This window comes from Pseudomonas sp. MUP55, assembly GCF_034043515.1.
GTDB lineage: Bacteria > Pseudomonadota > Gammaproteobacteria > Pseudomonadales > Pseudomonadaceae > Aquipseudomonas.
The window spans coordinates 4,283,109-4,309,663 of record NZ_CP138214.1 but is presented as its reverse complement, the minus strand read 5'-3'; the positions used below and the strand labels follow the sequence as shown (position 1 = coordinate 4,309,663).

Annotated in this window: 19 protein-coding genes and 1 other RNA gene; 15 read left to right on the top strand and 5 right to left on the bottom strand. The window is 62.0% G+C overall.

All coding sequences use genetic code 11. The features are described 5' to 3' along the window. Positions 1-20: 20 nt before the first annotated feature. Positions 21-2,420, bottom strand: a complete 2,400-nt coding sequence (gene xdhB / locus SC318_RS19325) for a xanthine dehydrogenase molybdopterin binding subunit (RefSeq protein WP_320428085.1) — start codon at positions 2,418-2,420, stop codon at positions 21-23. Further along, the gene (gene xdhA, locus SC318_RS19320; protein ID WP_320428084.1) at positions 2,413-3,861 is read right to left on the bottom strand and encodes a xanthine dehydrogenase small subunit; all 1,449 of its coding nucleotides are present in this window, start codon (positions 3,859-3,861) and stop codon (positions 2,413-2,415) included. The genes xdhB and xdhA overlap by 8 nt, the downstream gene beginning before the upstream one ends. 280 nt (positions 3,862-4,141) lie before the next feature. On the opposite strand from xdhA, the gene SC318_RS19315 reads away from it, so the two are divergent. The 9 genes from SC318_RS19315 (at position 4,142) to SC318_RS19275 (ending at position 17,467) form a co-directional block, all read left to right on the top strand. After that, a complete protein-coding gene (locus SC318_RS19315; protein ID WP_320428083.1) occupies positions 4,142-4,801 on the top strand; it encodes a GntR family transcriptional regulator in 660 nt (219 codons plus the stop codon). A gap of 2 nt (positions 4,802-4,803) precedes the next feature. Then, a complete protein-coding gene (gene smc, locus SC318_RS19310) occupies positions 4,804-8,292 on the top strand; it encodes a chromosome segregation protein SMC (protein WP_320428082.1) in 3,489 nt (1,162 codons plus the stop codon). 304 nt (positions 8,293-8,596) lie between these two features. Further along, positions 8,597-9,460, top strand: coding sequence for a cell division protein ZipA (zipA, locus tag SC318_RS19305; protein WP_124367939.1), 864 nt, complete (start codon positions 8,597-8,599; stop codon positions 9,458-9,460). An 87-nt stretch (positions 9,461-9,547) separates the two neighbouring features. Continuing rightward, positions 9,548-11,905 carry an NAD-dependent DNA ligase LigA gene (ligA, locus tag SC318_RS19300; protein ID WP_320428081.1) on the top strand — a complete coding sequence of 786 codons (2,358 nt, stop codon included), beginning with the start codon at positions 9,548-9,550 and terminating at the stop codon, positions 11,903-11,905. 163 nt (positions 11,906-12,068) lie between these two features. Then, positions 12,069-13,235 carry a zinc-binding metallopeptidase family protein gene (locus SC318_RS19295; RefSeq protein WP_320428080.1) on the top strand — a complete coding sequence of 389 codons (1,167 nt, stop codon included), beginning with the start codon at positions 12,069-12,071 and terminating at the stop codon, positions 13,233-13,235. A 225-nt stretch (positions 13,236-13,460) separates the two neighbouring features. Beyond that, positions 13,461-13,557, top strand: an RNA gene (gene ffs, locus SC318_RS19290) — signal recognition particle sRNA small type. Positions 13,558-13,710: 153 nt separating this feature from the next. Further along, entirely contained in the window at positions 13,711-15,672 is a 1,962-nt protein-coding gene (locus SC318_RS19285; RefSeq protein ID WP_320428079.1) for a hypothetical protein, read from the top strand. A 156-nt stretch (positions 15,673-15,828) separates the two neighbouring features. Further along, the gene (locus SC318_RS19280) at positions 15,829-16,875 is read left to right on the top strand and encodes an N-acetylmuramidase family protein (protein ID WP_320428078.1); all 1,047 of its coding nucleotides are present in this window, start codon (positions 15,829-15,831) and stop codon (positions 16,873-16,875) included. 1 nt (position 16,876) lies between these two features. Continuing rightward, complete coding sequence (locus SC318_RS19275; protein ID WP_320428077.1) at positions 16,877-17,467, top strand: hypothetical protein; 591 nt, start codon at positions 16,877-16,879, stop codon at positions 17,465-17,467. Positions 17,468-17,545: 78 nt separating this feature from the next. On the opposite strand, the gene SC318_RS19270 is transcribed toward SC318_RS19275, so the two are convergent. Next, positions 17,546-18,409: a LysR family transcriptional regulator gene (locus SC318_RS19270; protein ID WP_320428076.1), complete on the bottom strand. Its 864-nt coding sequence runs from the start codon at positions 18,407-18,409 to the stop codon at positions 17,546-17,548. A 100-nt stretch (positions 18,410-18,509) separates the two neighbouring features. On the opposite strand from SC318_RS19270, the gene SC318_RS19265 reads away from it, so the two are divergent. Next, the gene (locus SC318_RS19265; RefSeq protein ID WP_320428075.1) at positions 18,510-19,409 is read left to right on the top strand and encodes a DMT family transporter; all 900 of its coding nucleotides are present in this window, start codon (positions 18,510-18,512) and stop codon (positions 19,407-19,409) included. Here SC318_RS19265 and SC318_RS19260 read toward each other — a convergent pair. Next, positions 19,357-20,112, bottom strand: coding sequence for a substrate-binding periplasmic protein (locus SC318_RS19260; protein ID WP_320428074.1), 756 nt, complete (start codon positions 20,110-20,112; stop codon positions 19,357-19,359). The two genes, SC318_RS19265 and SC318_RS19260, sit on opposite strands and share 53 nt — an antisense overlap. Positions 20,113-20,245: 133 nt before the next feature. Between SC318_RS19260 and dnaX the strand changes: the two genes are divergently transcribed. The 5 genes from dnaX to SC318_RS19235 all read left to right on the top strand — a co-directional run bounded on the left by dnaX (position 20,246) and on the right by SC318_RS19235 (position 25,854). Continuing rightward, a complete protein-coding gene (gene dnaX, locus SC318_RS19255; protein WP_320428073.1) occupies positions 20,246-22,300 on the top strand; it encodes a DNA polymerase III subunit gamma/tau in 2,055 nt (684 codons plus the stop codon). A gap of 43 nt (positions 22,301-22,343) precedes the next feature. After that, positions 22,344-22,682 carry a YbaB/EbfC family nucleoid-associated protein gene (locus SC318_RS19250; RefSeq protein ID WP_124363899.1) on the top strand — a complete coding sequence of 113 codons (339 nt, stop codon included), beginning with the start codon at positions 22,344-22,346 and terminating at the stop codon, positions 22,680-22,682. 134 nt (positions 22,683-22,816) lie between these two features. After that, on the top strand, positions 22,817-23,851 hold the full coding sequence (locus tag SC318_RS19245; RefSeq protein ID WP_320428072.1) for an NADPH-dependent curcumin/dihydrocurcumin reductase: 1,035 nt from the start codon (positions 22,817-22,819) through the stop codon (positions 23,849-23,851). A gap of 66 nt (positions 23,852-23,917) precedes the next feature. Further along, positions 23,918-24,520 (top strand): recombination mediator RecR, encoded by a 603-nt coding sequence (gene recR, locus SC318_RS19240; RefSeq protein WP_005790294.1) that lies wholly within the window; start codon positions 23,918-23,920, stop codon positions 24,518-24,520. Positions 24,521-24,705: 185 nt separating this feature from the next. Beyond that, positions 24,706-25,854, top strand: coding sequence for an acyl-CoA dehydrogenase family protein (locus tag SC318_RS19235; RefSeq protein WP_320428071.1), 1,149 nt, complete (start codon positions 24,706-24,708; stop codon positions 25,852-25,854). Between the two features lie 115 nt (positions 25,855-25,969). On the opposite strand, the gene SC318_RS19230 is transcribed toward SC318_RS19235, so the two are convergent. Next, positions 25,970-26,518 (bottom strand): adenine phosphoribosyltransferase, encoded by a 549-nt coding sequence (locus tag SC318_RS19230; RefSeq protein ID WP_046035975.1) that lies wholly within the window; start codon positions 26,516-26,518, stop codon positions 25,970-25,972. Positions 26,519-26,555 lie beyond the last annotated feature (37 nt).

Sequence of the window (26,555 nt, the reverse complement as noted above, 5' to 3'; positions counted from 1 at the left end):
CCCGATGGCAGCGCCTCGGTCTAGAGCGAAGCTGTCTCGGTTTCAGTCTCAACGGCTGTCGCCATCTGTAACCGCCGCATCTGCTCACACCCCCACAACACCCGTTCCGGCGTGGCCGGCGCATCGATCCTGGGCTGATGACGATAGTCACCCAGGCTCGCCACCGCATCCTTGATCGCGCACCACGAGGCAATCCCGAGCATGAACGGCGGCTCGCCCACGGCCTTGGAATGGAACACCGTGTCCTCCGGGTTCTTGCGGTTTTCCACCAGCTTGACCCGCAGGTCCAGCGGCATGTCCGCCACGGCCGGGATCTTGTAGCTGGCCGGGCCGTTGGTCATCAGCTTGCCTTTGTTGTTCCACACCAACTCTTCCATGGTCAGCCAGCCCATGCCCTGGATAAACCCGCCTTCGACCTGGCCGATGTCGATGGCCGGGTTCAGCGAGGCGCCCACGTCGTGGAGGATGTCGGTGCGCAGCATTTTGTATTCGCCGGTCAGGGTGTCGACGATCACTTCGCAGCACGCTGCGCCGAAGGCGAAGTAGTAGAACGGCCGTCCGCGCGACTGGCTGCGGTCGTAGAAGATTTTCGGGGTCTTGTAGAAGCCGGTGCTCGACAGCGACACCTGGGCGAAATACGCCTGCTGGATCAGCGCCTCGAAGCTCAGGATCTGCTCGCGCACGCGCACATGGCCGTTGCGAAATTCCACGTCCGCCTCGCTCACGTCGTACTTGCGCGCGGCAAACTCCACCAGGCGCTGCTTGATGGTTTCGGCGGCATTCTGTGCGGCCTTGCCGTTCAGGTCGGCGCCGCTGGAGGCGGCTGTCGGCGAGGTGTTGGGCACCTTGTCGGTGTTGGTGGCGGTGATCTGCACGCGGTCGATGTCGACCTGGAACACCTCGGCCACCACCTGGGCGACCTTGGTGTTCAGGCCCTGGCCCATCTCGGTGCCCCCGTGGTTCAGGTGGATGCTGCCGTCGGTGTAGATGTGGATCAGGGCGCCGGCCTGGTTAAGGAAACTTGCAGTGAACGAGATACCGAATTTGACCGGTGTCAGCGCCAGGCCCTTTTTCAGGATCGGGCTGTGGGCGTTGTACAGACGCACCGCTTCGCGGCGCTCGGCGTATTGGCTGCTGGCTTCAAGTTCGGCGGTCATTTCTTCGAGCATGTTGTGCTCGACCGTCTGGTAGTAGTGGGTAACGTTGCGCTCGGTCTTGCCGTAATAGTTGGCCTTGCGCACGGCCAACGGGTCCAGCGCCAGGTGGCGAGCGATGGCGTCCATCACTTCCTCGATGGCGACCATTCCTTGCGGGCCACCGAAGCCACGATAAGCGGTGTTGGATGCGGTGTTGGTCTTGCAGCGATGGCCATTGACCGTGGCATCGCCCAGGTAATAGGCGTTATCGGCGTGGAACATCGCGCGGTCGACAATCGAGTTGGACAGGTCCGGCGAGCAGCCGCAGTTGCCCGCCAGTTCCAGGTTGATGCCGTGCAAACGGCCGTTGTCGTCAAAGCCCACGTCATATTCGATATAGAACGGGTGGCGCTTGCCGGTCATCAGCATGTCTTCGACCCGCGGCAGGCGCATCTTGGTGGGCTGGCCGGTGAGGCGCGCCACCACCGCGCACAGGCAGGCGGGGCTGGCGGCCTGGGTTTCCTTGCCGCCGAACCCGCCGCCCATGCGGCGCATATCCACGACAATTTTGTTCATCGACACATCAAGCACTTCCGCCACTAGTTTCTGCACTTCGGTGGGGTTTTGCGTGGAGCAGTAGACGATCATGCCGCCGTCTTCGGTGGGCATCACCGAGGAGATCTGGGTTTCCAGGTAAAAGTGTTCCTGGCCGCCGATATGCAGCGTGCCGTGGATACGGTTTTTCGCCGTGGCCAGCGCGCCGGCCGAATCGCCGCGTTGATGGCTGTGGCTGTCGAGCACGAAGTGTTTGTTGCGAAACGCCTCGACCACATCCAGTACCGGCTCCAGGTCTTCGTACTCGATCACTGCCGCCATCGCGGCCTTGCGTGCCGTTTCAAGGTCACGGGCGGCCACGGCCAATACCACCTGGCCGACGAACTGCACGGTGTCGATGGCCAGCAGCGGATCGCCCGGCATCAATGGGCCGATGTCCTTGAGGCCCGGTACGTCTTCGTGGGTGATCACGATGCGCACGCCTTCGAAGGCATAGCAGGGGGCGGTGTCGATGCTGAGGATTTTCGCGTGGGCGCGGTCGGACATGCGCGCATACAGGTGCAGCTGGTTGGGAAATTCGAGGCGGTCGTCGATGTACTGCGCCTCACCACTGACGTGCTTGGCGGCGCTGTCATGCTTGACGCTGCGCCCGACCCCGGACGTGAGGTCGCGGGCAAACAGTTCGGCGAGTTCTGCCTGGGTTTTTTCCACGGCGTGATGGTTAGACATAAGCGGTCACCCGAGTCTCGATGTGCGGCGTTTGCAGTTCGATGAAGTATTTGCGCAGCAGGTTTTGCGCACTGAGCAGGCGGTATTCCTTGCTGGCGCGGAAGTCCGAGAGCGGGGTGAAATCCTCGGCCAGGGCGGCACAGGCTTTCTCCACGGTGGCGGCGTTCCAGGTGGCGCCAATCAGTTGCGTCTCGCAGTGCCTGGCGCGCTTGGGGGTTGCGGCCATGCCGCCGAAAGCAACGCGGGCCTCGCGGATTACGCCGTTGTCGAGTGTCAGGTTGAAGGCGGCGCACACGGCGGAAATATCGTCGTCCAGGCGCTTGGAAACCTTGTACGCGCGAAACAGCGAGTGACCCTTGGGCACGATGATCTTCTCGATGAATTCACTGTCCTGGCGGGCGGTGACGCGGTAATCGATGAAGTAGTCTTCCAGCGCCAGGGTACGGCGGGTATCGCCCTTGCACAGCACAATCTGCGCGCCGAGGGCGATCAGCAATGGCGGCGAATCACCAATCGGCGAGGCGTTGCCGATATTGCCGCCCAGGGTGCCCTGGTTGCGGATCTGCAACGAGGCAAAGCGATGCAGCAGTTCGCCGAAGTCGGGGTATTCGTGGTGCAGCGCGGCGTAGCAGTCGGAGAGGGCGGTGGCGGCGCCGATTTCCAGGCGGTCGTCGAAGGCTTCGATGCGCTTCATCTCGGCAATATTGCCGACGTAGATCATCACCGGCAGGGTGCGATGGAACTGGGTGACCTCCAGCGCCAGGTCGGTGCCGCCGGCCAGCAGGCGGGCTTGCGGGTAAGCGTCGTAGAGATCGGCCAGGTCGGCGACGGTCAACGGCACCAGGCAGCGCTTGTCGCCGCTGTTGAGTTCACCGGTTTGGGTCGGCGCGATGGCTTTGAGGCGGGCGATGGTCTCGGCCTGGCGGCTGTCGAACTGGTCGTGAGGCTTGTTGCAGCAGGCTTGTTCCGCGGCCGCCAGAATCGGACGGTAGCCGGTGCAGCGGCACAGGTTGCCGGCCAGGGCTTCGTGGGCCTTCTGGCTGTCGGGCGCGTCGCTGTTCTTCTGCAAGGCAAACAGCGACATCACGAAACCTGGGGTGCAGAAGCCGCACTGCGAACCGTGGCACTCGACCATCGCCTGTTGCACGCTGTGCAGTTGGCCCTGGTGCTTGAGGTCTTCAACGCTGATCAGTTGCTTGCCGTGCAGCGACGAGACAAAGGTCAGGCAGGAATTGAGGCTGCGATAGCGAATCTGCTCAACGCCTTGATCATCGCTGTGCAGCTCGCCCACCACCACGGTGCACGCACCACAGTCGCCGCTGGCGCAGCCTTCCTTGGTACCGGGTTTGCCCACGTGCTCACGCAGGTAGTTGAGCACGGTGAGGTTGGGGTCCAGGGCGTGCTCGCTACGGAGTTCCTGGTTAAGTAAAAACTGGATCACGGAAGGCCTCGCAGACTCATTATTGTTGTTAACCGCTTTGCGCCGAATCTAGTCATGTCTGACTTTTCGGTCAATGATTTTCTGACTTAAGGGTCAAGAAAATGCGATCACAACACTGACAATTATGGTTCAGTCTTCTGAAACTGTTGTTTTCAGGGGCTTATCGCTATTCGGGCTTGCGTGTTTCATGCCAAATTCGCCACGGTGGGCGTAGCGCCATCAGCGGGCCAATGCGCTACACTGCCGCGCTTGTACCGATAGAAGATTTTGAAGGGAAAACATGACGTTCAAGGCGCCGGACAGTCTCGCCGAGCAAATCGCTCACCACCTCGCCGAACGTATCATTCGCGGCGATCTCAAGCCTGGGGAGCGGATCCAGGAGCAGAAGGTCACGCTGGCGCTGAATGTCAGCCGTGGCTCCGTGCGCGAAGCCTTGCTGATCCTCGAGCGCCGGCACCTGATCGCGATCCTGCCGCGCCGTGGCGCCCACGTCACCGAACTCACCGCGCACAAGGTGCAGAGCCTGTGTACGTTGATGGGCGAGATGTACATCCTGCTTGGCAATGCGGTGGCCGAAGGCTGGCAGACCCAGGCCGACATGGCGCCTTTCCTGCAAATTCAGCAGCGCCTGATGGGCAGCTATGAGCGCCAGGACATCCGCGCCTTCGTCGAAGAAAGCTTCAACGTGATGCGCGCCGCGTACCCCTTCGCCAACAACCCGTATCTGCAGGAAACCGTCGAAAACCTGCAGCCGGCGATGAACCGCGCCTATTACCTGGCCCTCGAGCAGCGCAAGGCGGAAATGAGCGAGTACATCACGCTGTTCGAACAGTTGCTCGCTGCCGTGCTGGCCCGTGACCTGGCGCAGATCCGCCTGGTGTTGTCGGCCTACTGCCAGCGCAGCAGCACGCTGGTGATCGCAGCGTTGGCGGACGCCTAAGCGTGCGGCTCAAGTGCATCAAGTTGGCGGGGTTCAAATCCTTTGTCGACCCGACCACGGTGAACTTCCCCAGTAACATGGCGGCGGTGGTCGGGCCCAATGGTTGCGGCAAGTCGAATATCATCGACGCCGTCCGCTGGGTGATGGGCGAGAGCTCGGCGAAAAACCTGCGTGGCGAGTCGATGACCGACGTCATCTTCAACGGCTCCACCAGCCGCAAGCCGGTGAGCCAGGCCAGCATCGAACTGGTGTTCGATAACTCCGACGGCACCCTGATCGGCGAATATGCGGCCTACGCGGAAATCTCCATCCGCCGTAAAGTCACGCGTGACAGCCAGAACAGTTACTTCCTCAACGGCACCAAATGCCGTCGACGCGACATCACCGACATCTTCCTCGGCACAGGCCTGGGCCCGCGCAGCTACTCGATCATCGAGCAGGGCATGATCTCCAAGCTGATCGAGGCCAAGCCTGAAGACCTGCGCAATTTCATCGAAGAAGCGGCCGGCATCTCCAAATACAAGGAGCGCCGCCGCGAAACCGAAAACCGCATCCGCCGCACCCATGAAAACCTCGCCCGCCTGACCGACCTGCGTGAAGAGCTGGAGCGCCAGTTGGAGCGCCTGCACCGCCAGGCCCAGGCTGCCGAGAAGTATCAGGAATACAAGGGCGAAGAGCGCCAGCTCAAGGCACAGCTGTCGGCCCTGCGCTGGCAGGCGTTGAACGATCAGGTTGGCCAGCGCGAGGCGATCATCGGCACCCAGGAAGTCAGCTTTGAAGCGCTGGTGGCCGAGCAGCGCAACGCCGACGCCAGTATCGAGCGCCTGCGGGACGGGCACCATGAGCTGTCCGAGCGCTTCAATCTGGTGCAGGGGCGCTTCTATTCGGTGGGCGGCGACATCGCCCGGGTCGAACAGAGCATCCAGCACGGCCAGCAGCGTCTGCGCCAGTTGCAGGACGACCTGAAGGAAGCCGAGCGCGCGCGCCTGGAAACCGAGTCGCACCTGGGCCACGACCGTACCTTGCTGCTGACCCTGGGCGAAGAGCTGGACATGCTCACCCCCGAGCAGGAAATCACCAGCGCCGCCGCCGAAGAAGCGGCGGCGGCCCTGGAAGAAGCCGAAACCAGCATGCACGGCTGGCAGGAGCAGTGGGACACCTTCAACCTCACCTCCGCCGAACCGCGGCGCCAGGCCGAGGTGCAGCAGTCGCGCATCCAGCAGTTGGAAACCAGCATGGAGCGATTGGCCGAGCGTCAGCGCCGCCTGCAGGACGAGCGCGTATTGCTCGCCGCCGACCCGGAAGACGCCGCGATCCTGCAGTTGAGCGAGCAGCTGGCCGAAAGCGAAATGACCCTGGAAGAACTCGAAGCCAGCGAAGAACAGCAAGTGGAGCGCCTGGAGCAATTGCGTCAGCAACTGCACACCGCGACCCAGGCGCAGCAGCAGGCCCAGGGCGATCTGCAGCGGCTCAACGGGCGGCTGGCATCGCTTGAAGCCCTGCAGCAAGCCGCGCTGGACCCTGGCACCGGCACCGCCGAATGGCTGCGCGACCAGCATCTGGCCGAGCGCCCACGCCTGGCCGAAGGGCTGAAAGTGGAGGCCGGGTGGGAACTGGCGGTGGAAACCGTGTTGGGCGCCGACCTGCAAGCGGTGCTGGTGGATGATTTTGGCGGCTTCGACCTGGCCGGTTTTGCTCAGGGTGACCTGCGCCTGCTCAGCCCGGCCGCCGACGGCACGCGCGTGCCGGGCAGCCTGCTGGACAAGGTCGAGGCGGCGATTGATCTGTCGCCGTGGCTGGGCCAGGTCAAACCGGTTGAATCGCTTGAGCAGGCCCTGGCCCAGCGCGGTCAGTTGGGTGGCGGTGAAAGCCTGATCAGCCGTGACGGTTACTGGGTTGGTCGTCACTTTCTGCGCGTGCGGCGTGCCAGCGAAGCCGAGAGCGGGGTACTGGCCCGTGGCCAGGAAATCGTCAACCTGAGCGCCGAGCGTGAAGAACGCGAAGCCACCCTGGAAAACCTGGAAACCGAGCTGCAAACCCTGCGCGCCACCCAGCGCCAGCAAGAGACCGGCCGTGAACACCTGCGCCGCCTGTTGCAGGACGAAGCGCGTCAGCAAGGCGAACTCAAGGCCCAGCTGTCGGCGAGCAAGGCCAAGGTCGAACAACTGACCCTGCGCCGCACCCGTCTCGACGAAGAAGTGACCGAGATGGGCGAACAGCGCGCCCTGGAGCACGAACAGATCGGCGAAGCGCGCCTGCAATTGCAGGAAGCCCTCGACAGCATGGCCCTGGACACCGAGCAGCGCGAATTGCTGCTGGCCCAGCGCGACAGCCTGCGCGAACGGCTTGACCGCGTGCGCCAGGAAGCCCGCCAGCACAAGGACCACGCCCACCAGTTGGCGGTACGCCTGGGCTCGCTGCGCGCCCAGCACGCTTCCACGGCCCAGGCCCTCGAGCGCCTGGAGATGCAGTCGGAACGCCTCACCGAGAAACGCGAGCAGTTGAGCCTCAACCTGGAGGAGGGCGAAGCGCCCCTTGAAGAGCTGCGCCTCAAGCTTGAAGAGTTGCTCGACAAGCGCATGAGCGTTGACGAAGAACTCAAGACCGCGCAGATCGCCCTGGAAGACGCCGACCGCGAACTGCGCGACGCCGAAAAGCGCCGCACCATGGCCGAGCAGCAATCCCAGCTGATTCGCGGCCAGCTCGAACAGCAACGCATGGAGTGGCAAGCCCTGACCGTGCGCCGCAAAACCTTGCAGGACCAGTTGCTGGAAGACGGTTACGACCTGCACGGCGTGCTCAACACACTGACCGCCCAGGCCAACGAAAAAGACGCCGAGGAAGAACTGGAGCGGATTGCCGCGCGTATCCAGCGACTCGGCGCGATCAACCTCGCGGCCATTGATGAGTACCAGCAGCAGTCCGAGCGCAAGCGTTATCTGGACGCCCAGGACGCCGACCTGGTGGAAGCCCTGGACACCCTGGAAAACGTGATCCGCAAGATTGACAAGGAAACCCGCAACCGCTTCAAGGATACCTTTGATCAGATTAATGGCGGTTTACAGGCCTTATTCCCAAAAGTTTTCGGTGGTGGCAGCGCTTACCTGGAACTGACGGGCGAAGATCTACTCGATACAGGGGTAACGATCATGGCGCGGCCACCGGGCAAGAAAAACAGCACCATCCATTTGTTGTCCGGCGGCGAAAAGGCCCTGACCGCTCTGGCACTGGTATTTGCCATCTTCAAGCTGAACCCGGCGCCGTTCTGCATGCTCGATGAGGTTGACGCACCGCTGGATGACGCTAACGTTGGACGCTACGCTCGGCTGGTCAAGGAGATGTCCCAGACCGTGCAGTTCATCTATATCACCCACAACAAGATCGCCATGGAAATGGCCGATCAGTTGATGGGCGTGACGATGCATGAGCCTGGCTGTTCGCGTTTGGTGGCGGTGGATGTGGAAGAAGCCATGAAGATGGTGGACGCCTAGCGGCGAGTTGTGAGTTTCAAGCGGCAAGCTGCGAGTGAGTTGGCTTGAAGCTTGTAGCTCAGGGCTTGTAGCCACAGTTGGAGCTGGCTGTAGGAGATTGCCTACTATGCCGAAAAGCTGGCAATTCGACACATTTCGCTGCAACTGTGTAAAGTTATCTTTGGTCGTGCTAGTTTAATGTCAATTTTTCGTATGCGTGGGCAAAACGCCAGTCAGAACATAGAGTTGGCGCCACGTTTTAAAGCGGTTTGCACGGTGCTAAACCCCTTATTTTTCAGCATTTTTTATAGAGGCACGGGATTACATGGAAATCGGTCTGCGCGAGTGGCTGATCGTCATCGGCATTATTGTCATTGCCGGTATTCTTTTTGATGGCTGGCGCCGCATGCGCGGTGGCAAGGGCAAGCTTAAATTCCGCCTGGACCGAAACCTGTCCAACCTGCCGGACGATGACGGCAGCGCCGAGCTGCTGGGGCCGCCCCGTGTGCTGGACACCCACAAGGAACCGCAACTGGATGAACACGACTTGCCGTCGATGAGCGCGCCAGTGCGTGAAGCCCGTGAACCCTCGTCCAAGCGCGGTAAGCGCGGCAGCGCTGGCGTTGCCGAGCCGCATCAGGGCGACCTGAACCTCGATGTCGATGAAGGCCCGAGCTTCAGCAGCCGCGACGATGATTTCCCGGATGAAAACGCCGGCAAGAACGCACCACGCCAATCGGTCAACGATCAGCCGGCCGCCGAAGAAGTGCTGGTAATCAGTGTGATCTGCCGCGACGCGGGTGGTTTCAAGGGCCCTGCGCTGTTGCAGAACATCCTTGAGAGCGGCCTGCGCTTTGGCGAGATGGATATCTTCCACCGTCACGAAAGCATGGCCGGTAACGGCGAAGTGCTGTTCTCCATGGCCAACGCGGTCAAGCCGGGCACCTTCGACCTGGACGATATCGACCTGTTCAGCACCCCGGCGGTCAGTTTCTTCCTCGGTCTGCCAGGCCCGCGTCACCCGAAACAAGCGTTCGACGTGATGGTGGCCGCAGCCCGCAAGCTGTCCCAGGAATTGAACGGCGAACTCAAGGACGACCAACGCAGCGTCCTCACTGCCCAGACCATCGAGCATTACCGTCAGCGCATCGTCGAGTTCGAGCGTCGCGCCCTGACACAGAAACGCTGAGGATTGCGCTTCGGCGTTGTCAGTAGAATAAGCGCACTAACATATTGAGCAGCTTCGGCTGCTCTTTTGCTTTATGAGAGAACACCCATGACCGCCGCCCCTACCCGCATCCTCGAACTGCGCGCTGAACTGGATCAGCACAACTACCGCTACCACGTCCTCGATGAGCCGAGTATTCCGGACGCCGAGTACGACCGGCTGTTCCATGAGCTCAAGGCCCTGGAGGCTGAGCACCCGGAGCTGGTGACGCGTGATTCGCCGACGCAGCGGGTCGGCAGTGCGGCGCTGTCGGCGTTTACCCAAGTCAGGCATGAAATCCCGATGCTCAGCCTGGGCAATGCCTTCGATGAAGCGACCATGCTCGAATTCGACCGGCGCGTGACCGAGGGCCTGGACCTGCCGGCCGGTGACCTGTTTGGCAGCGTCGAATACAGTTGCGAGCCGAAGCTGGACGGCCTGGCGGTCAGCCTGCTGTATCAGGACGGCGAATTGGTGCGCGGCGCGACCCGTGGCGACGGCACCACTGGCGAGGACATCAGCGTCAATGTGCGCACTGTGCGCAACATCCCGCTGAAGCTGCACGGCAGCGGCTGGCCGGCCACCCTGGAGGTGCGCGGTGAAGTGTTCATGTCCAAGGCCGGTTTCGAGCGCCTGAACGCTTCGCAACTGGAAGTCGGCGGCAAGACCTTCGCCAACCCGCGTAATGCCGCGGCCGGCAGCCTGCGCCAACTGGATTCGAAGATCACCGCCAGTCGCCCGCTGGAATTCTGCTGCTATGGCATCGGTCAGGTGACGGCGGATATCAGCGATACCCATATCGGCAATCTCAAGCAGTTGCAGAAGTGGGGCATGCCCATCAGTCATGAACTCAAGCTGGCCAAGGGTATCCAGGAGTGCCTGGATTATTACCGCGATATCGGCGAGCGGCGTAACAGCCTCGCGTATGAAATCGACGGTGTGGTGTTCAAGGTCAACAACATCGCCTACCAGCGTGAACTGGGTTTCCGCGCCCGCGAGCCGCGCTGGGCCATTGCGCATAAATTCCCGGCCATGGAAGAGCTGACCGAGTTGCTTGACGTGGAATTCCAGGTCGGCCGCACCGGTGCCGTCACCCCCGTGGCGCGTTTGAAGCCGGTCAAGGTCGCTGGCGTGACCGTGTCCAACGCTACCCTGCACAACATGGACGAAGTGGCGCGCCTGGGCCTGATGATCGGGGACACGGTGGTGATCCGCCGCGCCGGGGATGTGATCCCGCAGGTGGTGTCGGTGGTCACCGAGCGTCGCCCGGAACACGCCCGCGCGGTGCAGATCCCCGAGAGCTGCCCGGTATGCGGCTCCCATGTGGAGCGCACGCAACTGGTCAAGCGCAGCAAGGGCAAGGAAACCGTCAGCGAGGGCGCGGTGTACCGTTGCGTCGGGCGGCTGGCCTGTGGCGCGCAGCTCAAGCAGGCGATCATTCATTTCGTCTCGCGCCGCGCCATGGACATCGATGGCCTGGGTGACAAGACCATCGAGCAACTGGTGGATGAAAAACTCATCGGTTCGCCGGCTGACCTCTACAAACTCAAGTACGAGCAGATCATCGACCTGGAAGGCTTCGCCGACATTTCCAGCAAGAAGCTGATCGCCGCCATCGAAAACAGCAAGACGCCCACCCTGGCGCGGTTCATCTACGCCCTGGGTATTCCCGATGTGGGCGAGGAGACCGCCAAGGTGCTGGCGCGCTCCCTGGCCTCTCTTGAGCGTGTGCAAAAAGCGCTGCCGGAAGTGCTCACCTACCTGCCGGATGTGGGCCTGGAAGTGGCACACGAAATCCATAGCTTCTTTGAAGACCGTCATAACGAGGACGTGATTGGCGCGCTGCTGTCGCCGCAGGAATGCGGCCTGCAATTGCAGGAGCAGGGCGACTTGAGTGCTGAGTTCGCCGCCAGCGCCACCCTGGGCGGCCTGCTCGACAAGCTGCACGTGCCCACGGTGGGGCCGGGTGCGGCGCAAAAACTGGCGGACAAGTTCGGCAGCCTCGAAGGCGTGATCCAGGCCGACTGGCTGGACATGCGCCAGGCCCTGCCCGAGAAGCAGGCCAAGGCCGTGCGCGAGTTTTTCGACAACCCCGACAACGCCCGCCAGGCCCTGGCCATCGAGCAGCAGCTCAAGGACTTCGGCATGCACTGGCAAAGCGAGAAAAAGGTCGTCGAAGGCTTGCCGGAAGCCGGGCACACCTGGGTGCTCACCGGCTCCCTGGAGCTGATGAGCCGCGATGTGGCCAAGGACAAGCTGGAAAGCCTCGGCGCCAAGGTGGCCGGTTCCGTTTCGGCCAAGACCCATTGCGTGGTGGCCGGGCCGGGCGCCGGTTCCAAACTGGCCAAGGCCAGCGAGCTGGGCCTGAAGGTGCTGGACGAAGAGGCGTTCGTCGCCTTCCTGGCCACGCACAATATCCCCGTATGACGATCGTTCCCACGCTCCGCGTGGGAATTGCGCCCTGGACGCTCCGCGCCTGCTCTTCCAAGGCATGACGCAGAGCGTCACCGTATGCATTCCCACGCTGAGCGTGGGAACGATCCTGCAAAGGAAATGATCTAGTCTCAGTCACCCCCTGGGAGAGATCGCCATGTTCCGTTACTTCGACCAACTCAGCTCGCGTATCGCTGCACCGTTCATGGCCGGCTCTTCGCGTAACAGCAAGGTCTGGCAATGCCGCTGCGGCCAGTCCCTGTTCTTTCGCAACAGCCAGTGCCTGGCCTGCTCGGCGCTGCTGGGCTACCACCCGCAGCAAAGTCGCTTGTCCTCGCTGCAGCCCGGTCCCGTGGTCGACACCTGGCTGATGGATGAAAACCTCGACGCCGGCGCCTTTCGCCGCTGCGCCAACCTCGACACACCGGCTGCCTGCAACTGGCTGCTCCCGGCGCATAGCACCTTTTCCTTGTGCGTGGCCTGCAGCCTGAACCGCACCATTCCCGACTTATCGGTCCCGGAAAACCCCGAGCGCTGGCGCAAGGTGGAAACCGCCAAGCGCCGACTGGTGGCGCAGCTGATCAGTCTGGGCCTGCAGGTGGTGCCCAAATGCGTCGACGAAGACACCGGCCTGGCATTCGATTTCGTCGGCATCGACCTGGCAGGCAATGCGCCCACCACCGGTCACGCCAACGGCCTGATCACCCTCGACATCAAGGAGGCCGACGACGCCCATCGTGAAAAGGTTCGCGTGCAGATGCGCGAGCCCTATCGCACGTTGCTCGGCCACTTTCGCCATGAAGTCGGCCACTACTACTGGGATCGCCTGATCGCCAACAGCCACTGGCTTGAACCCTTTCGCAACCTATTCGGCGACGAGCGCGCAAGCTACGCTGACGCGCTCGATCATCACTACCAAAACGGGCCACCCCCGGACTGGCAGCAAACCTGCGTCAGCGCCTACGCCACCATGCACCCCTGGGAAGACTGGGCCGAAACCTGGGCTCACTACCTGCACATGATGGACGCGGTCGACACGGCCCTGGGCTTCGGCATGAGTGCGCGGGAGATGGACCTGGACTACCAGCCGTTTCCCCTGACCACCCTGTACGACCCCGACCACCCTGGCGGTGCGGCGTTTCTCTCCTTCGTCAACGCCTGGATCGAACTGGCCGGCATGCTCAACGAATTGTCGCGCAGCATGGGCCAGCCGGATTTTTACCCCTTCGTATTGCCGCCAGCGGTAATTGCCAAGTTGCACTTCATTCACCTGGTGATCCAGGAAGAGGGCGGCAAGGCGGATGAAGTCCTACAGGCACAATGATGAAAAAATGTGGGAGGGGGCTTGCCCCCGATAGCAAGGTGTCAGCCAACATATTTATTGGCTGGTTCACCGCCATCGGGGGCAAGCCCCCTCCCACCTTGGATAGCGTCATTGTTCAAGGCCATGGCAAGTACTTGAAGCTTCTCATTTTTTACGGTTGTAACTTCCGATGAGATCGGTACAATGGCCCCGCTTGCCGAGAGGCCAGCGTCGTTATGGTGACCCCATCGGTCCCCCCGCAACGATTACCCGTGAACCTGGTCAGAGCCGGAAGGCAGCAGCCACAGCGGGAACATTGTGTGCCGGGGTGTGGCTGGTGGGGTTGCCTCCATAACGCTCCCTCCTGCAACACCCATCCAAATCAAAATCCCAATACTCAGCCAGTCATCTGTGACGTTTGTTGCACAGTGCATGACGGCCATTTCACGACTAGTGGCATACTCCCAAGCGTCGCTTCCCCTGGCTATGAGGCTGTATGCACTCGGAACATTTTGCGTTATCCAGCCCGGTATTCCTGCCGATCACCGACGAAACCTGCGCCGGGTTGTTGAGCGCCGAGGGTGCGGCTGCGCTCGTTGCGCTGAGTGAGCCGGAGCTTGCGGCGGTGCTGGTTATCCAGAATCTGGCGCAAATGCCGGAAAACGAACTGAGTGCAGTGGGCGCTGAACGGGTGCTGGCCAAGCTCATTGGCTGGGCGGCAGAGGCCAGGCATTCTGCGGCCGTGAGCCTGCTGTCGGAAGCGCAGCGGCTGTTTGATACGCGCAAGCTGTACTTCGGCCTCAATGTGGTCAAGAGCCTTGGATTGCGTTTTCTGCTGGCCGATGAAGTGTCGGCCCGCGACTATCTATTGCCCGACGGCAAATGGGACGTCGAATACAAAGTTCGTCACCTCAAGGCCAACAATCCGTTCCGCCAGCAGATGGTCACGCCCCGGCACCGCGAGCGCTGGTTGAGTGCCGAGCAGGACAAGCTGGTCCGAACCTTTCGCGCCAACCTGAACGAAGACCTGCATGTCCAGGGGTACGCGGGCATCGGCAAGAGTCATCTGCTGGTGGCGCTTATGGAGCATCTGCGCCCCGAAAAGACTTTGTTGCTGGCCCGTACGCCGGCCAAGCTGGAAACCTTGCGCGCGCGCATGGTGGGCGCGCGGGAAAGAAAGGCCGGGCAGACCTTTGAGGGGTTCGCGCACGCGTTGTTGCATGGCCCCAGGCCGCAGCCGGTGCGTACGCAAGTGCGCGTGCCAAGCAAGCAGGCACTGGCCCAGGAGCTGAACATCTTTGGTTTTCGTCGCCTGGAAGGGCAGGCGGTGCTGGAGGTGTGCCTCAAGGTGCTGGAAAGCTACTGCCGCTCCTGGGACTACAGCCTGTCGGCCAAGCACTTGCCGCATTTCAAGCAACCGTTGTCGACGGTCGATGCCCAGGCGCTGCTCGAATACTCCAGCCGGTTGTGGGGTTACCTTGAGGCGAATCCGGCCTGGAGCAGCCACACAGGCTTCGAAGCCTTGTTGATGATCAAGCGCGCAGCCCTTGCAGGCAGCGTAGTGCCTGAACGCTATACCCATGTGTTGATCGACGAGAGCCAGGATATTCCGGCACCGCTGCTGCAAATCATCGAGCGCGGTCGCCAGGTGCTGATCACCCTGGGCGATGAGTATCAGCAGGCCAGCGGGGTGATGGTCAAACGCGCCCGCGAAGTTCGCCACACCGATGTGAGCTACTCCGTGCGTTCCGGGCGCAATGTCGAGCGCCTGGTCAATCCGCTGATCAGCCAGCACTCCGAGAAAAGCAAGGTACTGTTCGAGGGGGCGCGGGATGCTGATGTCGGCATCGAGCTGTATCCCCAGGGTTTTGTGCCGCCGCCAGGCTGCGTAGTGCTGACCGCGTCCGCCTGGGACAGCATGAAATGGCTCATTGAACTGAGCGAAGCGCGCTGTGCCTGTGCCTTTGCCAGCCATGAAGCGCAGCAGGACCTCAAATACTTCATGGACACCGTCATCGCCCTGTTCAAGCCAGAATTTTATGGCAGCGAGTACAGTGACCGTGGGCCTCATCCGTTTTTCAGCGATATGACCGACTGGCAACAGGTGCGTGACGCGTGCCGGTTCGACGAGGCGTTTCTGTGGGTCGAGGCCAGGCTGGAAAAAGGGTTCAACGTGGCCGATGTAACGCGTTTGAACAGGCTGAGCGGCGACCCGGCCGAACGCTGTTTATTGATGCTGGCCCAGGACGCTGGCGGCATGGAATTCGATCGGGTCTTGCTCACGCCTGAGTTGCTGACCAATGTGAAGTTCAAGGATGCCTATGCGTTCGATCAGCGGCTGTGCGCGGTGTATATCGCCATTTCCCGTGCCAGGGTGCAGCTTTATCTACCGTACGACGTGGTCGAGTGGATCGACTACCACCAGTACCAGAAGACTCGCGAAGTGCATGGCTACTAACTGATTTAGTCCGGCTGATTCACAACTTTTGAAGCCCCTGCTGGACAACCCCAAATCGCCTTGTTAGCGTGCGCCGGCCACTTGTTTCAGAGTATGACAAGGGCGCGACTTGATATTGAAGTGCTATCACTTCTTTAACTAACAAGGATGTCTGTCATGAAAAGCCTGCAAGGGTTGCCTCGTCTTATCAGTGCCTCGGTCGGCACCCCCGGTAAAGCCCGCAACCTGCCCGCCGATGTGCAGTGCATCCAGTATTTATTCAACCTGATCATCCCCAAGCTGGGGTTCCCCCTGCCTGAAAACGGCAAATGCGACGGCCAGTTGGTGCAGTGCATCAGCCAGTACCAGTTTCGTCATCTCAAGTATGCCCATCCCGATGGCGTGATCGACCCTACCGGCCGTACCTTCAACAGCTTGATCGAAGAGGCGGTGAAGGTGCCGGTGCAGGCCTTCCCGACGACGCGTATTCCTACGTTTCTGAATGCCTTCGGCAATAACAATGCCGATGCGGTGCAGGCCACCGTCAACGTGTACCTCAACCAGGTGCGTGCGGTGATCGAGGCCGAACGGCGTAACCGGCAGCTGATGATGCAGGCTACCTGCGACGGCGGCACGACGCTGAGCGAAACGGATTTCCAGAATGCTGCCAAGCAGCTGGGCAACGGGATCTCGGTGAATGTCATCAAGGCATTTGCCACCGTGGAGTCGGGCGGGAAGGTGGGCTTCGGGCCGGCCAAGTTGCCGATCATCGCCTTCGAAGGCCATCAATTTCGCAAGTACACCAAGCATATCTACGACCAGGCACACCCGCTGCTGTCGTACATCTATAAGAAAAAAGCCGGCCCGCAATGGCAGGCCAACAACAAGGATCAGGTCAAGGCCTGGGAAACCATGGCCACGGCGTTCGCACTGGACCAGGAAGCAGCGTTGATGTCGGCCTCGTGGGGTATGTTCCAGATCATGGGGTTCAATTTTGCGTCGTGCGGGTTCAAGACTGTGTTTGAGTTCGTGGCGTCACTGAAAGTGAACGCCGGCAATCAACTCAAGGCCTACCTGGCCCTTTGCGGCAAAAACACCGCGTTGTTGAGCGCGATGAAAAACAAGGACTTTACCGCCATGGCCCGTAACTATAACGGTGATGACTATGGCAACTACGACGTGCTGATGAAGCAGGCCTACGACGTACTGGAAGGGAAGAAATAAGATGATTCGTTTGCTGGTGGCAGGTGTGTTGTCGCTGTGCGCCGTGGTGCCTGCCTTTGCAGGTTCGGCCACGTTGCAGTCGGGCAAGTACGAAGGGCTGATGCTGGCGGTGACGCCGCAGCATCAGGTCGAAGGTTTCTACGCCGAGGACATGGGCGAGGGCGTGACGCGCGGGTGCCGCTTCTTTATGCAGGGCCCGCCCGAAGCGCTGACCACCTGGCGCGATGTGGCTTATCCCGGCAGCGTGGCCGCGTCGTCCGATGGCGTGACCCTGACGGTGGCGCAAGGGCGTCAGCATCCGGGCTGCATCAATGTGTTGATGCCGGAAATCGCCACGGGTCTGGACCTGAGCCAGACGGCCAGGAAGCAATGGATCGCCCTGGTGACGGTGTCGGCCGATAAGGCTTACCTGCTGAAAAACCCAACGGCGAAAGCGGCCAAGCGTCCCTACGTCGTCAAGAATGATGTGGTGGGGGTGCTGGCGTTCAAGGACGGCTGGGCACAGGTCGAGTTCATCAATGCCGATGACCGTTCGTTCACCGGCTGGATCAGCCAGGAGCAATACGCACGGTTGGCTGCGCCGAAGCGCTGACCCTGTCAGGCGCGAGGATCGCTCCCACGCTCCCGCGTGGAAGCGCAGCCCGTGACGCTTTGCATCACCTCGGCCCGATCAGCTGAAGGTTTCGCGCAACAGCTGGGCGAACGCATCCCGCGCCAGGTGCCGCTGGCTGTCTGGGTTCCAGAACAGCAGGTTATCAACCGGCGCCAGTTCCTCGAATCGATACGACGCCAACTGATCGGCCTGTTCATACCGAGCCAGAATGCCTTCCGGCGCCAGGGCCACGCCGATCCCTGCGCTGACGCAGCCAATGATCGTGCCCCAGCTTGCGTAGCTGGCGATGGCGGGCGTGAGGTCATGGGGCTTGAGCCAGTTCTCCAGGGCAGCGCGATACGGGCATCCCACTGGCCAGACCAGCAAGGTGCGGCCCGCCAGGTCGGCGGGGCCCTGGATCGGCGCGCTGGTTGCACTGGCGATCAGCACCAGGCGTTCGCGGTACACCACGCTATGGTCCAGCTTGGCGCGCGGGTTGGCTGACGCCACCAGCGCCACGTCGAGCCGATGGTGCTGCAGGTCGTCCAGCAGCTGCGCCCAGGCGCCGGTGACCAGTTCCAGGCTGACGTCGGGATAGCGCCGGTGATATTCGGCCAGCAGCGGCGGCAGGCGCCCGCTGGCGCTGGACTCCACCGCACCGATGCGCAAGGTGCCGCGCGGCATCGCGTTGGCCTCCACCGCGCGCTTGGATTCATCCACCAACGCCAGGATGCGTTCGCAGTAATCCAGGAAAATTTCCCCGGCGGCGCTGATCGCCAGGCCACGTCCGGCGCGAATGAACAACGGCGTGCCCAGCTCGCTTTCCAGCTGCTTGATGCGCGTGGTGATGTTGGACGGCACACAGTGCAATTGCAGGGCGGCCTGGGCCACGCTGCCGGTTTGCGCCACGGCTCGCACCATTTTCAGTTGGGCCAGTTCCATTGCTCAGTTCCCGTGATCTCAGAAGTCAGAAACGCTTAATTGTGCTGCGCCTGGCGCGGGCCAAGACTGACGGCATTCCTTCTGTGTCCGGATGTCGTCGATGAATACCCCAACCCCCGTAAAGCTAACGCTAGTGGTCGCCGCCGTCATCCTCTGTTGGGCGTATTCGCCGATTGGCGTGCACCTGGGGTTGCACAGCTACAGCCCCGGCCAATTGGCGCTGCTGCGATTTTTGATCGCGTCGGTGTTCATGGGCGCGGTGGCGCTGGTGATGGGCATCGGTCGGCCACGCCTGCGGGATCTGCCGTGGCTGCTGGTACTGGGTTTTTTCGGCGTGTTCCTGCACCACACCAGCCTTAACAGCGGCCAGCAATGGGTGACGGCATCGGCATCCAGCGTGCTGGCGCAGTCGGCGCCGCTGTTCAGCGTGTTGATTGCGTTTTTCTGCTTGAAGGAGCGGGTCAGTGCCTGGCGCTGGGGGTGTGTGCTGCTGGGGTTGTGCGGTGTGCTGGTGGTGATCCGGGGCGACCAAGGGCTGGCTGATCTGGACCCACGCGGCTTGCTGATTCTGGTGGCCGCACTGTCCTGGAGCGTGTGTTTCGCAGTGCAGAGGCGTTATGCGCACCACTACAGTCCGCTGACCCTGGCCTGTTATATGGTGTGGTCCGGCACCTTGATGCTGTGCGTAAACCTGCCGGGGTTGCCTGCTGCGGTCGCGCGGGCGCCGATGTCGGTAAACCTGGCGATACTGGTGCTCGGTGTTTTTCCCAGTGCCCTGGCGTATCTGGCCTGGGGCTACGTGCTCAAACATGTCGAGGTCAGCCGAGCTTCGGTGGCGATGTACCTGGTGCCACCGGTTGCAATGGTGATGGCGGCGCTGTTGCTGGGCGAACACATCGCCCTGCAGGTGCTGCTGGGTGGGCTGATGGTGTTGGCCAGCGTGGCCGCTATCGGTCTGGAGACACGCTGGGTGCGGTCTGCCCGGTGTACAGCTGGATGATGGCGTCGATCTCGCCGGACTGCTTCATCCGCAACAGCGTGCGCAGGATCTGTTGCACCGGCACGCTGGGGTCGTTGCGCACGATGCAGCCCAGGTGCTGTTCTTCGATCACGGCGACGTTATGCAAGCGGCGGGCGATCGGCAGTTGCTGATTGAAGCGATCCAGTATCCATTCGTTGCTCAACGCATAGGCGTAACGCCCGGCCACCAGCTTTTGCAGCACCTGCTCTTCGCTGCGCGCGTCGTCGCGGCTCAACCGGCCATCGGCAAAGAGGGGGTCGAGAAGGGGGTAGCGGTAGTTGAGCACCGTGCCGACCGCCTGCGGCAGCAACCGGTCCACCTGGATCGGTTCAGGTTCAGTGCTGATCAAGACAGTGCGCTGCACCATCAGCGGGACGCTCCAGGTGTAGTCACCGGGAACGTCGTACAGCCACGCCTGGGCGACGTAACAACGCACATCGATTTCCCCGTGGGACATGGCATTGGCCAGGCGCGCCCGGGCCAGCACCTGGAACTGGGCGGGGCGGCCGACCTGGGTGGCCAGGCTCACCATTACGTCATACAGGATGCCCTGGGTCGGGATGCCGCCCTCAAGGTGCACCATGGGCATCGCCCAGCTGTCGGAAACCGAAAAGTGCAGCGGCGCAGGCGCCGCCATAAGGGTCGTGGCTATCATCCATAAAGCGCCCAGGACTACGCGCATATGCTCTCCAGGTTCAGGCCCTTGCGCAGCCTTTGAGGAGAGCTTAGTCAGATTAGACGAGCGTGCCGGATGCAATTTCCCCCTTGCTCCGCTAGCATTACCGGCTTCTGCTTCCCAGTTGCGACGGTTTTCGATGAGTTATCAGGTTCTTGCACGTAAATGGCGCCCGCGCTCGTTCCGCGAAATGGTCGGCCAGACCCATGTGCTCAAGGCTCTGATCAATGCCTTGGACAGCCAACGGCTGCACCACGCCTACCTGTTCACCGGTACCCGCGGGGTGGGCAAGACCACGATTGCGCGCATCATCGCCAAGTGCCTGAACTGTGAAACCGGTATCACATCGACGCCTTGCGGCACCTGTTCGGTCTGCCGCGAGATCGACGAAGGGCGCTTCGTCGACCTGATCGAGATCGACGCCGCAAGCCGCACCAAGGTCGAAGACACCCGCGAGTTGCTCGACAACGTGCAGTACGCGCCGAGCCGTGGCCGCTTCAAGGTCTACCTGATCGACGAAGTGCACATGCTCTCCAGCCACTCCTTCAACGCATTGTTGAAAACCCTGGAAGAGCCGCCGCCGTACGTCAAATTCATCCTGGCGACCACCGACCCGCAGAAACTTCCTGCGACCATTCTGTCGCGCTGCCTGCAATTCTCCCTGAAGAACATGACCCCTGAGCGGGTGGTGGAGCACCTGACCCACGTGCTGGGCGTCGAGAACGTACCGTTCGAAGACGACGCGCTGTGGCTGCTGGGCCGCGCCGCCGATGGTTCGATGCGTGATGCCATGAGCCTCACCGACCAGGCCATCGCCTTCGGTGAAGGCAAGGTCATGGCCGCCGATGTGCGCGCCATGCTCGGCACGCTGGACCACGGCCAGGTGTTCGACGTGCTGCATGCGCTCATCGAAGGCGACGCCAAGGCGTTGCTCGAAGCCGTGCGCCATTTGTCGGAGCAGGGCCCGGACTGGAATGGCGTGCTCTCGGAAATCCTCAATGTGCTGCACCGTGTCGCCATCGCCCAGGCACTGCCTGAGGGTGTCGACAACGGTCATGGCGATCGCGACCGCGTATTGGCGCTGGCCCAGGCGCTGCCGGCCGAAGACGTGCAGTTCTACTACCAGATGGGCCTGATCGGTCGTCGCGACCTGCCCCTGGCGCCGGACCCGCGCGGTGGCTTCGAGATGGTGTTGCTGCGGATGCTGGCGTTCCGGCCCGCCGACTCGACGGATGCGCCGAGACAGCCGCTAAAGCCAGTGGGGATCAGCCAGGCCACAGTTGATTCCGCCAAACCAGTGGCTGGCGCGGCAGTGGTCGCGCCAGTGGTGGCTGCGCCCGCGCCGGTTGCCCCGCCCCCTGAGCCTGCACCCGTAGCGGCAGCGCCGGTGGTTGAGCCGCAGGCGATTGTCGAGCCCGAACCCGCGGTGGACCTGCCCTGGAACGACCCGGTTGAAGCGCCCGTCGAGCCCGAGCAACAGCCCGCCGTGGAGCCGGTACTGGAGACCACCGGCGAGCAGCCGGAATTGACCCCCATGCCCACGCCGACCCCGGACAGCGTGGTGCCGGATGCGCCTGAGTGGGTATCCGCACCTGTGCCGGAGCCGACCGTGGCCCAGGTTGAAGCCGCCACCCCCGGCATCGACCTCGACGACGAACCGCCGCTGGACGAAGACTACATCGAGCCGGACATGGATTCGGCCTACAGCTACCTGGACGAACTGGCCAGCGAGCACACCGCTGAGCCGGCCCCCGAGCCGGAGGTAGAGCCCGCTGCCGCCCCGGCCACCGGCCTGGCCCTGCAATGGCTGGAATTGTTTCCGAAATTGCCCATCTCCGGCATGACCGGCAGTATCGCCGCCAACTGCACATTGATCGCCGTCGACGGTGACCACTGGCTGCTGCACCTGGACCCGGCCCACAGCGCCTTGTTCAATGCCACCCAGCAGCGCCGGCTCAACGATGCGCTCAACCAGTACCATGGGCGCACGCTGACCATCGCCATCGAGCTGATCAAGCCCGAGCAGGAAACCCCGGCCCAGGCTGCGACGCGTCGGCGCCTGAACCGCCAGCGCGACGCCGAGGAGTCGATCCACGCGGATCCGCTTATCCAACAAATGATGCAACAGTTCGGTGCGGTCGTCCGTCACGATACTATTGAACCTGTCGAAGCCCCGGCGCCCCAGGCGTCATAAACCGGGCGACTAATTTGATCCACGTACTTTTGAGGTGATTCCCATGATGAAAGGTGGCATGGCCGGCCTGATGAAGCAGGCGCAGCAGATGCAGGAAAAAATGGCCAAGATGCAGGAAGAGCTGGCCAACGCCGAAGTCACCGGTAAAGCCGGTGGCGATATGGTCAGCGTGGTGATGACCGGACGTCACGACATCAAGCGCGTCAGCATCGACCCAAGCCTGCTCGAAGGCGTCAGCGATGACGACCGTGAAGTGCTGGAAGACTTGTTCGCCGCGGCCGTCAACGACGCCGTGCGCAAGATCGAAGCCAACAGCCAGGAAAAAATGGGCGGCGTGACCGCTGGCATGCAACTGCCACCCGGTATGAAGCTACCGTTCTAATCGGCTGGTTTTGCGCTGCACTCCAATGCCAGGCCTCGTGCCTGGCATTTTTGTTTGTGCCTATCGGATCTGAACCCTGGCAGGCTAATCAGGGTCTGCACCCTATACTCATGCATTCCCCAAGGGAGCCCCTGATGCCTCAAGAACCGACGCTCAACCAACGCATCGTCCTGGTCTCGCGCCCGCAAGGCGCGCCGACTCCGGAAAATTTCCGCCTCGAACGCGTCAACCTGCCAGAGCTGGCGGAGGGCCAGGTGCTGCTCAAGACGCTCTACCTGTCGCTGGATCCCTACATGCGCGGACGCATGAGCGACGCGCCGTCCTACGCCGCGCCGGTGGAAATCGACGAGGTGATGACCGGGGGCGCTGTCAGCCGCGTCGAGCAGTCGCGCAATCCGAAATTCGAGGTGGGCGACCTGGTCGTGGGTTCCACCGGCTGGCAAAGCCACAGCATTTGCGATGGCCGCAACTTGATGCCAGTGCCCAACGGTCTGGCGAGCCCATCGATGGCCCTCGGCGTATTGGGCATGCCGGGCATGACCGCCTACATGGGCCTGATGGACATCGGCCAGCCCAAGGCTGGTGAGACGCTGGTCGTCGCGGCCGCCTCCGGTGCGGTGGGCTCGGTGGTGGGCCAGGTCGCCAAGCTCAAGGGCTTGCGTGTGGTGGGGATTGCCGGCGGTGCCGACAAATGCCGCTATGTGGTGGATGAACTGGGTTTTGATGCCTGTATCGACCACAAGAGCGCTGATTTTGCCAATGAGCTGGCGCTGGCCTGCTTCAACGGCGTCGATATTTATTACGAAAACGTCGGTGGCAAGGTGTTCGATGCGGTGATGCCGCTGCTCAACCCCAAGGCGCGGATTCCGCTGTGCGGGCTGATCGCCGGGTATAACGCCCATGAAGCGCCAGGCGGCCCCGACCGTCTGCCGGCGCTGCAGCGCACCTTGCTGACCAAGCGCGTGCGCATCCAGGGCTTTATCGTGTTCGATGACTACGGTGATCGCCAGCCTGAGTTCCTGAGCGCCATGGCGCCCTGGGTGCGCGACGGCAAGATCAAGTTCCGCGAAGACGTGGTCGACGGCCTGGAGCAGGCGCCTGAAGCCTTTATCGGTTTGCTCGAGGGACGCAACTTCGGCAAGTTGGTGGTGCGCGTCGCACAGGATTGAGCATTTGACGCTAATCCGGGGCGCGGGTATAAACCGCGTCTCGTTGTTTTGTCGGACCCTTCGCCCATGAGCTTCAGCCCCCTGATTCGCCAACTGATCGACGCCCTGCGTACCTTGCCAGGCGTTGGCCAGAAAACTGCCCAGCGCATGGCGCTGCAACTGCTGGAGCGTGATCGCAGCGGCGGCACCCGCCTGGCCCAGGCCTTGAGCCAGGCCATGGAAGGCGTAGGCCACTGTCGCCAGTGCCGCACCCTCACCGAAGAAGAGCTGTGCCCGCAATGCGCCGACCCACGTCGCGATGACACATTACTGTGCGTGGTGGAAGGGCCAATGGATGTGTACGCGGTGGAGCAAACCGGCTACCGCGGGCGTTACTTCGTGCTCAAAGGTCATTTGTCGCCGCTCGATGGCCTGGGGCCGGAAGCTATCGGTATTCCACAACTGGTGGCGCGGATCGAAGAGCAGGGCACCTTCAGCGAAGTGATCCTGGCGACCAACCCGACGGTGGAGGGCGAAGCGACGGCGCATTACATCGCCCAGTTGCTGACCAACAAGGGGCTGATCACCTCGCGCATTGCCCACGGTGTGCCGCTGGGTGGCGAGTTGGAGCTGGTCGACGGCGGCACCTTGGCGCACTCGTTCGCTGGCCGCAAGCCGATCGCCCTCTAAAAGCCACTGCAAAACTTAATGTGGGAGGGGGCTTGCCCCCGATAGCGGAGTGTCAGTCAACAGTTTGTTGCTGGTGCACCGCTATCGGGGGCAAGCCCCCTCCCACATTGGTTTTGTGTGCCTTGAACATTGATAACCAAGCAAGCGCTTGGTAAGTTCGCTCCATCTCGCCATGGAGCTTGCCGATGTCTGCCTATCAGGACTACTTCGACCCCAGCCACCAATTGGTTCGCGACAGCGTGCGCCGTTTCGTCGAGCGCGAAATACTGCCCGGTGTCGAACAATGGGAAGAGGCGCACAGCTTTCCCCGCGAGTTGTACCTCAAGGCCGGCGCGGCGGGGATCCTCGGCATCGGTTATCCCGAAGGCCTGGGTGGCAGTCACGAGGGCGATGTGTTCGCCAAGGTGGCGGCCAGTGAAGAGCTGATGCGCTGTGGCTCGGGCGGCGTGGTGGCGGGGCTTGGTTCGTTGGATATCGGCCTGCCTCCCGTCGTCAAATGGGCGCGGCCCGAGGTGCGTGAGCGTGTAGTCCCGCACGTGCTGACGGGCGAAAAGATCATCGCCCTGGCCGTGACCGAACCGGGCGGCGGTTCCGATGTGGCCAATCTGCAGACCCGCGCCGTTCGCCAGGGTGATTATTACCGCGTCAGCGGCAGCAAGACCTTTATCACCAGTGGTATCCGTGCCGACTTCTATACCGTTGCCGTACGCACCGGCGGGCCCGGGTTTGCCGGCATCAGCCTGTTGTTGATCGAAAAAGGCACCCCCGGCTTCACGGTCGGCCAACCGCTCAAGAAAATGGGCTGGTGGGCGTCGGATACGGCTGAATTGTTCTTTGACGACTGCCAGGTGCCTGTGGGCAACCTGATAGGCGCCGAGAACATGGGTTTTGCCTGCATCATGGGCAATTTTCAGAGCGAGCGCCTGGCCCTGGCGTTGATGGCCAATATGACGGCGCAATTGGCACTGGAAGAAAGTCTCAACTGGGCGGCCCAGCGCGAAGCCTTCGGCAAACCCATCGGCACGTTTCAGGTGCTCAAGCATCGCCTGGCGGAGATGGCCACGGCGGTTGAAGTGTCGCGGGAATTCACCTATCGCCAGGCGGCGAAGATGGCGGCGGGCAAGAGTGTGATCAAGGAGATTTCCATGGCCAAGAACCTGGCCACCGACACCGCCGACCGCGTGACCTATGACGCAGTGCAGATCCTGGGCGGCCAGGGCTATATGCGCGGCAACCTGGTGGAGCGGCTGTATCGCGACAATCGCATCCTGTCGATTGGTGGCGGGACTCGGGAAGTGATGAACGAAATCATCAGCAAGCAGATGGGGTTGTGATGGGCAGTGCGCTTTCGGGCCTCATCGGGGGCAAGCCCCCTCCCACAGTTTGATTGTGAACACAGTTAAAAGTGTGGAGGGGGCTTGCCCCCGATGAGGCCAGCCAAGGCAATAGTTATCGCTCGGTCAGCGCAAACTGGGTCAGGCAGAAAGTCGGTATGCCCATATCCTCCAACCGCTGCGACCCACCCAGCTCCGGCAAATCGATAATCGCCGCCGCTTCAAAGATCTTCGCGCCCATGCGTCGCACCAGGTTCGCCGCGGCGATCAGGGTGCCGCCGGTGGCGATCAAGTCATCGAACATCAGCACCGAGTCGCCTTCGCACAGGCTGTCGGCGTGGACTTCAAGGAAGGCTTCGCCATATTCGGTCTGGTAACCCTCGGCCAGCACGTCAGCCGGCAGCTTGCCTTGCTTGCGAAACAGGATCAGGGGCTTGTTGAGCTGATAGGCGATGATCGAGCCGATCAGGAAGCCACGGGCGTCCATTGCGCCTATGTGGGTGAAATCGGCTTCGACATAGCGCTGGGCAAAGCTGTCGGCTACCAGGCGCAGGGCGCGGGGCGATTGGAACAACGGCGTGATGTCACGGAAGATCACCCCAGGCTTGGGGAAATCGATGACAGGGCGGATCAGGGATTTGATGTCGAACGAATCGAAAGTCATCGTCGAAGAGTCCTGGGCGGAAAACGGACTCGGAGTA

Excerpts from the sequence above, each read along its gene's own strand:
- ligA (WP_320428081.1), top strand. The coding sequence starts at position 9,548 with ATGACCGCCGCCCCTACCCGCATCCTCGAACTGCGCGCTGAACTGGAT.
- SC318_RS19245 (WP_320428072.1), top strand. The coding sequence starts at position 22,817 with ATGCCTCAAGAACCGACGCTCAACCAACGCATCGTCCTGGTCTCGCGC.
- SC318_RS19285 (WP_320428079.1), top strand. The coding sequence starts at position 13,711 with ATGCACTCGGAACATTTTGCGTTATCCAGCCCGGTATTCCTGCCGATC.
- SC318_RS19235 (WP_320428071.1), top strand. The coding sequence starts at position 24,706 with ATGTCTGCCTATCAGGACTACTTCGACCCCAGCCACCAATTGGTTCGC.
- SC318_RS19280 (WP_320428078.1), top strand. The coding sequence starts at position 15,829 with ATGAAAAGCCTGCAAGGGTTGCCTCGTCTTATCAGTGCCTCGGTCGGC.
- SC318_RS19275 (WP_320428077.1), top strand. The coding sequence starts at position 16,877 with ATGATTCGTTTGCTGGTGGCAGGTGTGTTGTCGCTGTGCGCCGTGGTG.
- SC318_RS19230 (WP_046035975.1), bottom strand. The coding sequence starts at position 26,518 with ATGACTTTCGATTCGTTCGACATCAAATCCCTGATCCGCCCTGTCATC.
- SC318_RS19265 (WP_320428075.1), top strand. The coding sequence starts at position 18,510 with ATGAATACCCCAACCCCCGTAAAGCTAACGCTAGTGGTCGCCGCCGTC.
- SC318_RS19250 (WP_124363899.1), top strand. The coding sequence starts at position 22,344 with ATGATGAAAGGTGGCATGGCCGGCCTGATGAAGCAGGCGCAGCAGATG.
- SC318_RS19260 (WP_320428074.1), bottom strand. The coding sequence starts at position 20,112 with ATGCGCGTAGTCCTGGGCGCTTTATGGATGATAGCCACGACCCTTATG.
- SC318_RS19270 (WP_320428076.1), bottom strand. The coding sequence starts at position 18,409 with ATGGAACTGGCCCAACTGAAAATGGTGCGAGCCGTGGCGCAAACCGGC.
- SC318_RS19315 (WP_320428083.1), top strand. The coding sequence starts at position 4,142 with ATGACGTTCAAGGCGCCGGACAGTCTCGCCGAGCAAATCGCTCACCAC.
- zipA (WP_124367939.1), top strand. The coding sequence starts at position 8,597 with ATGGAAATCGGTCTGCGCGAGTGGCTGATCGTCATCGGCATTATTGTC.
- xdhB (WP_320428085.1), bottom strand. The coding sequence starts at position 2,420 with ATGTCTAACCATCACGCCGTGGAAAAAACCCAGGCAGAACTCGCCGAA.
- SC318_RS19295 (WP_320428080.1), top strand. The coding sequence starts at position 12,069 with ATGTTCCGTTACTTCGACCAACTCAGCTCGCGTATCGCTGCACCGTTC.
- recR (WP_005790294.1), top strand. The coding sequence starts at position 23,918 with ATGAGCTTCAGCCCCCTGATTCGCCAACTGATCGACGCCCTGCGTACC.
- dnaX (WP_320428073.1), top strand. The coding sequence starts at position 20,246 with ATGAGTTATCAGGTTCTTGCACGTAAATGGCGCCCGCGCTCGTTCCGC.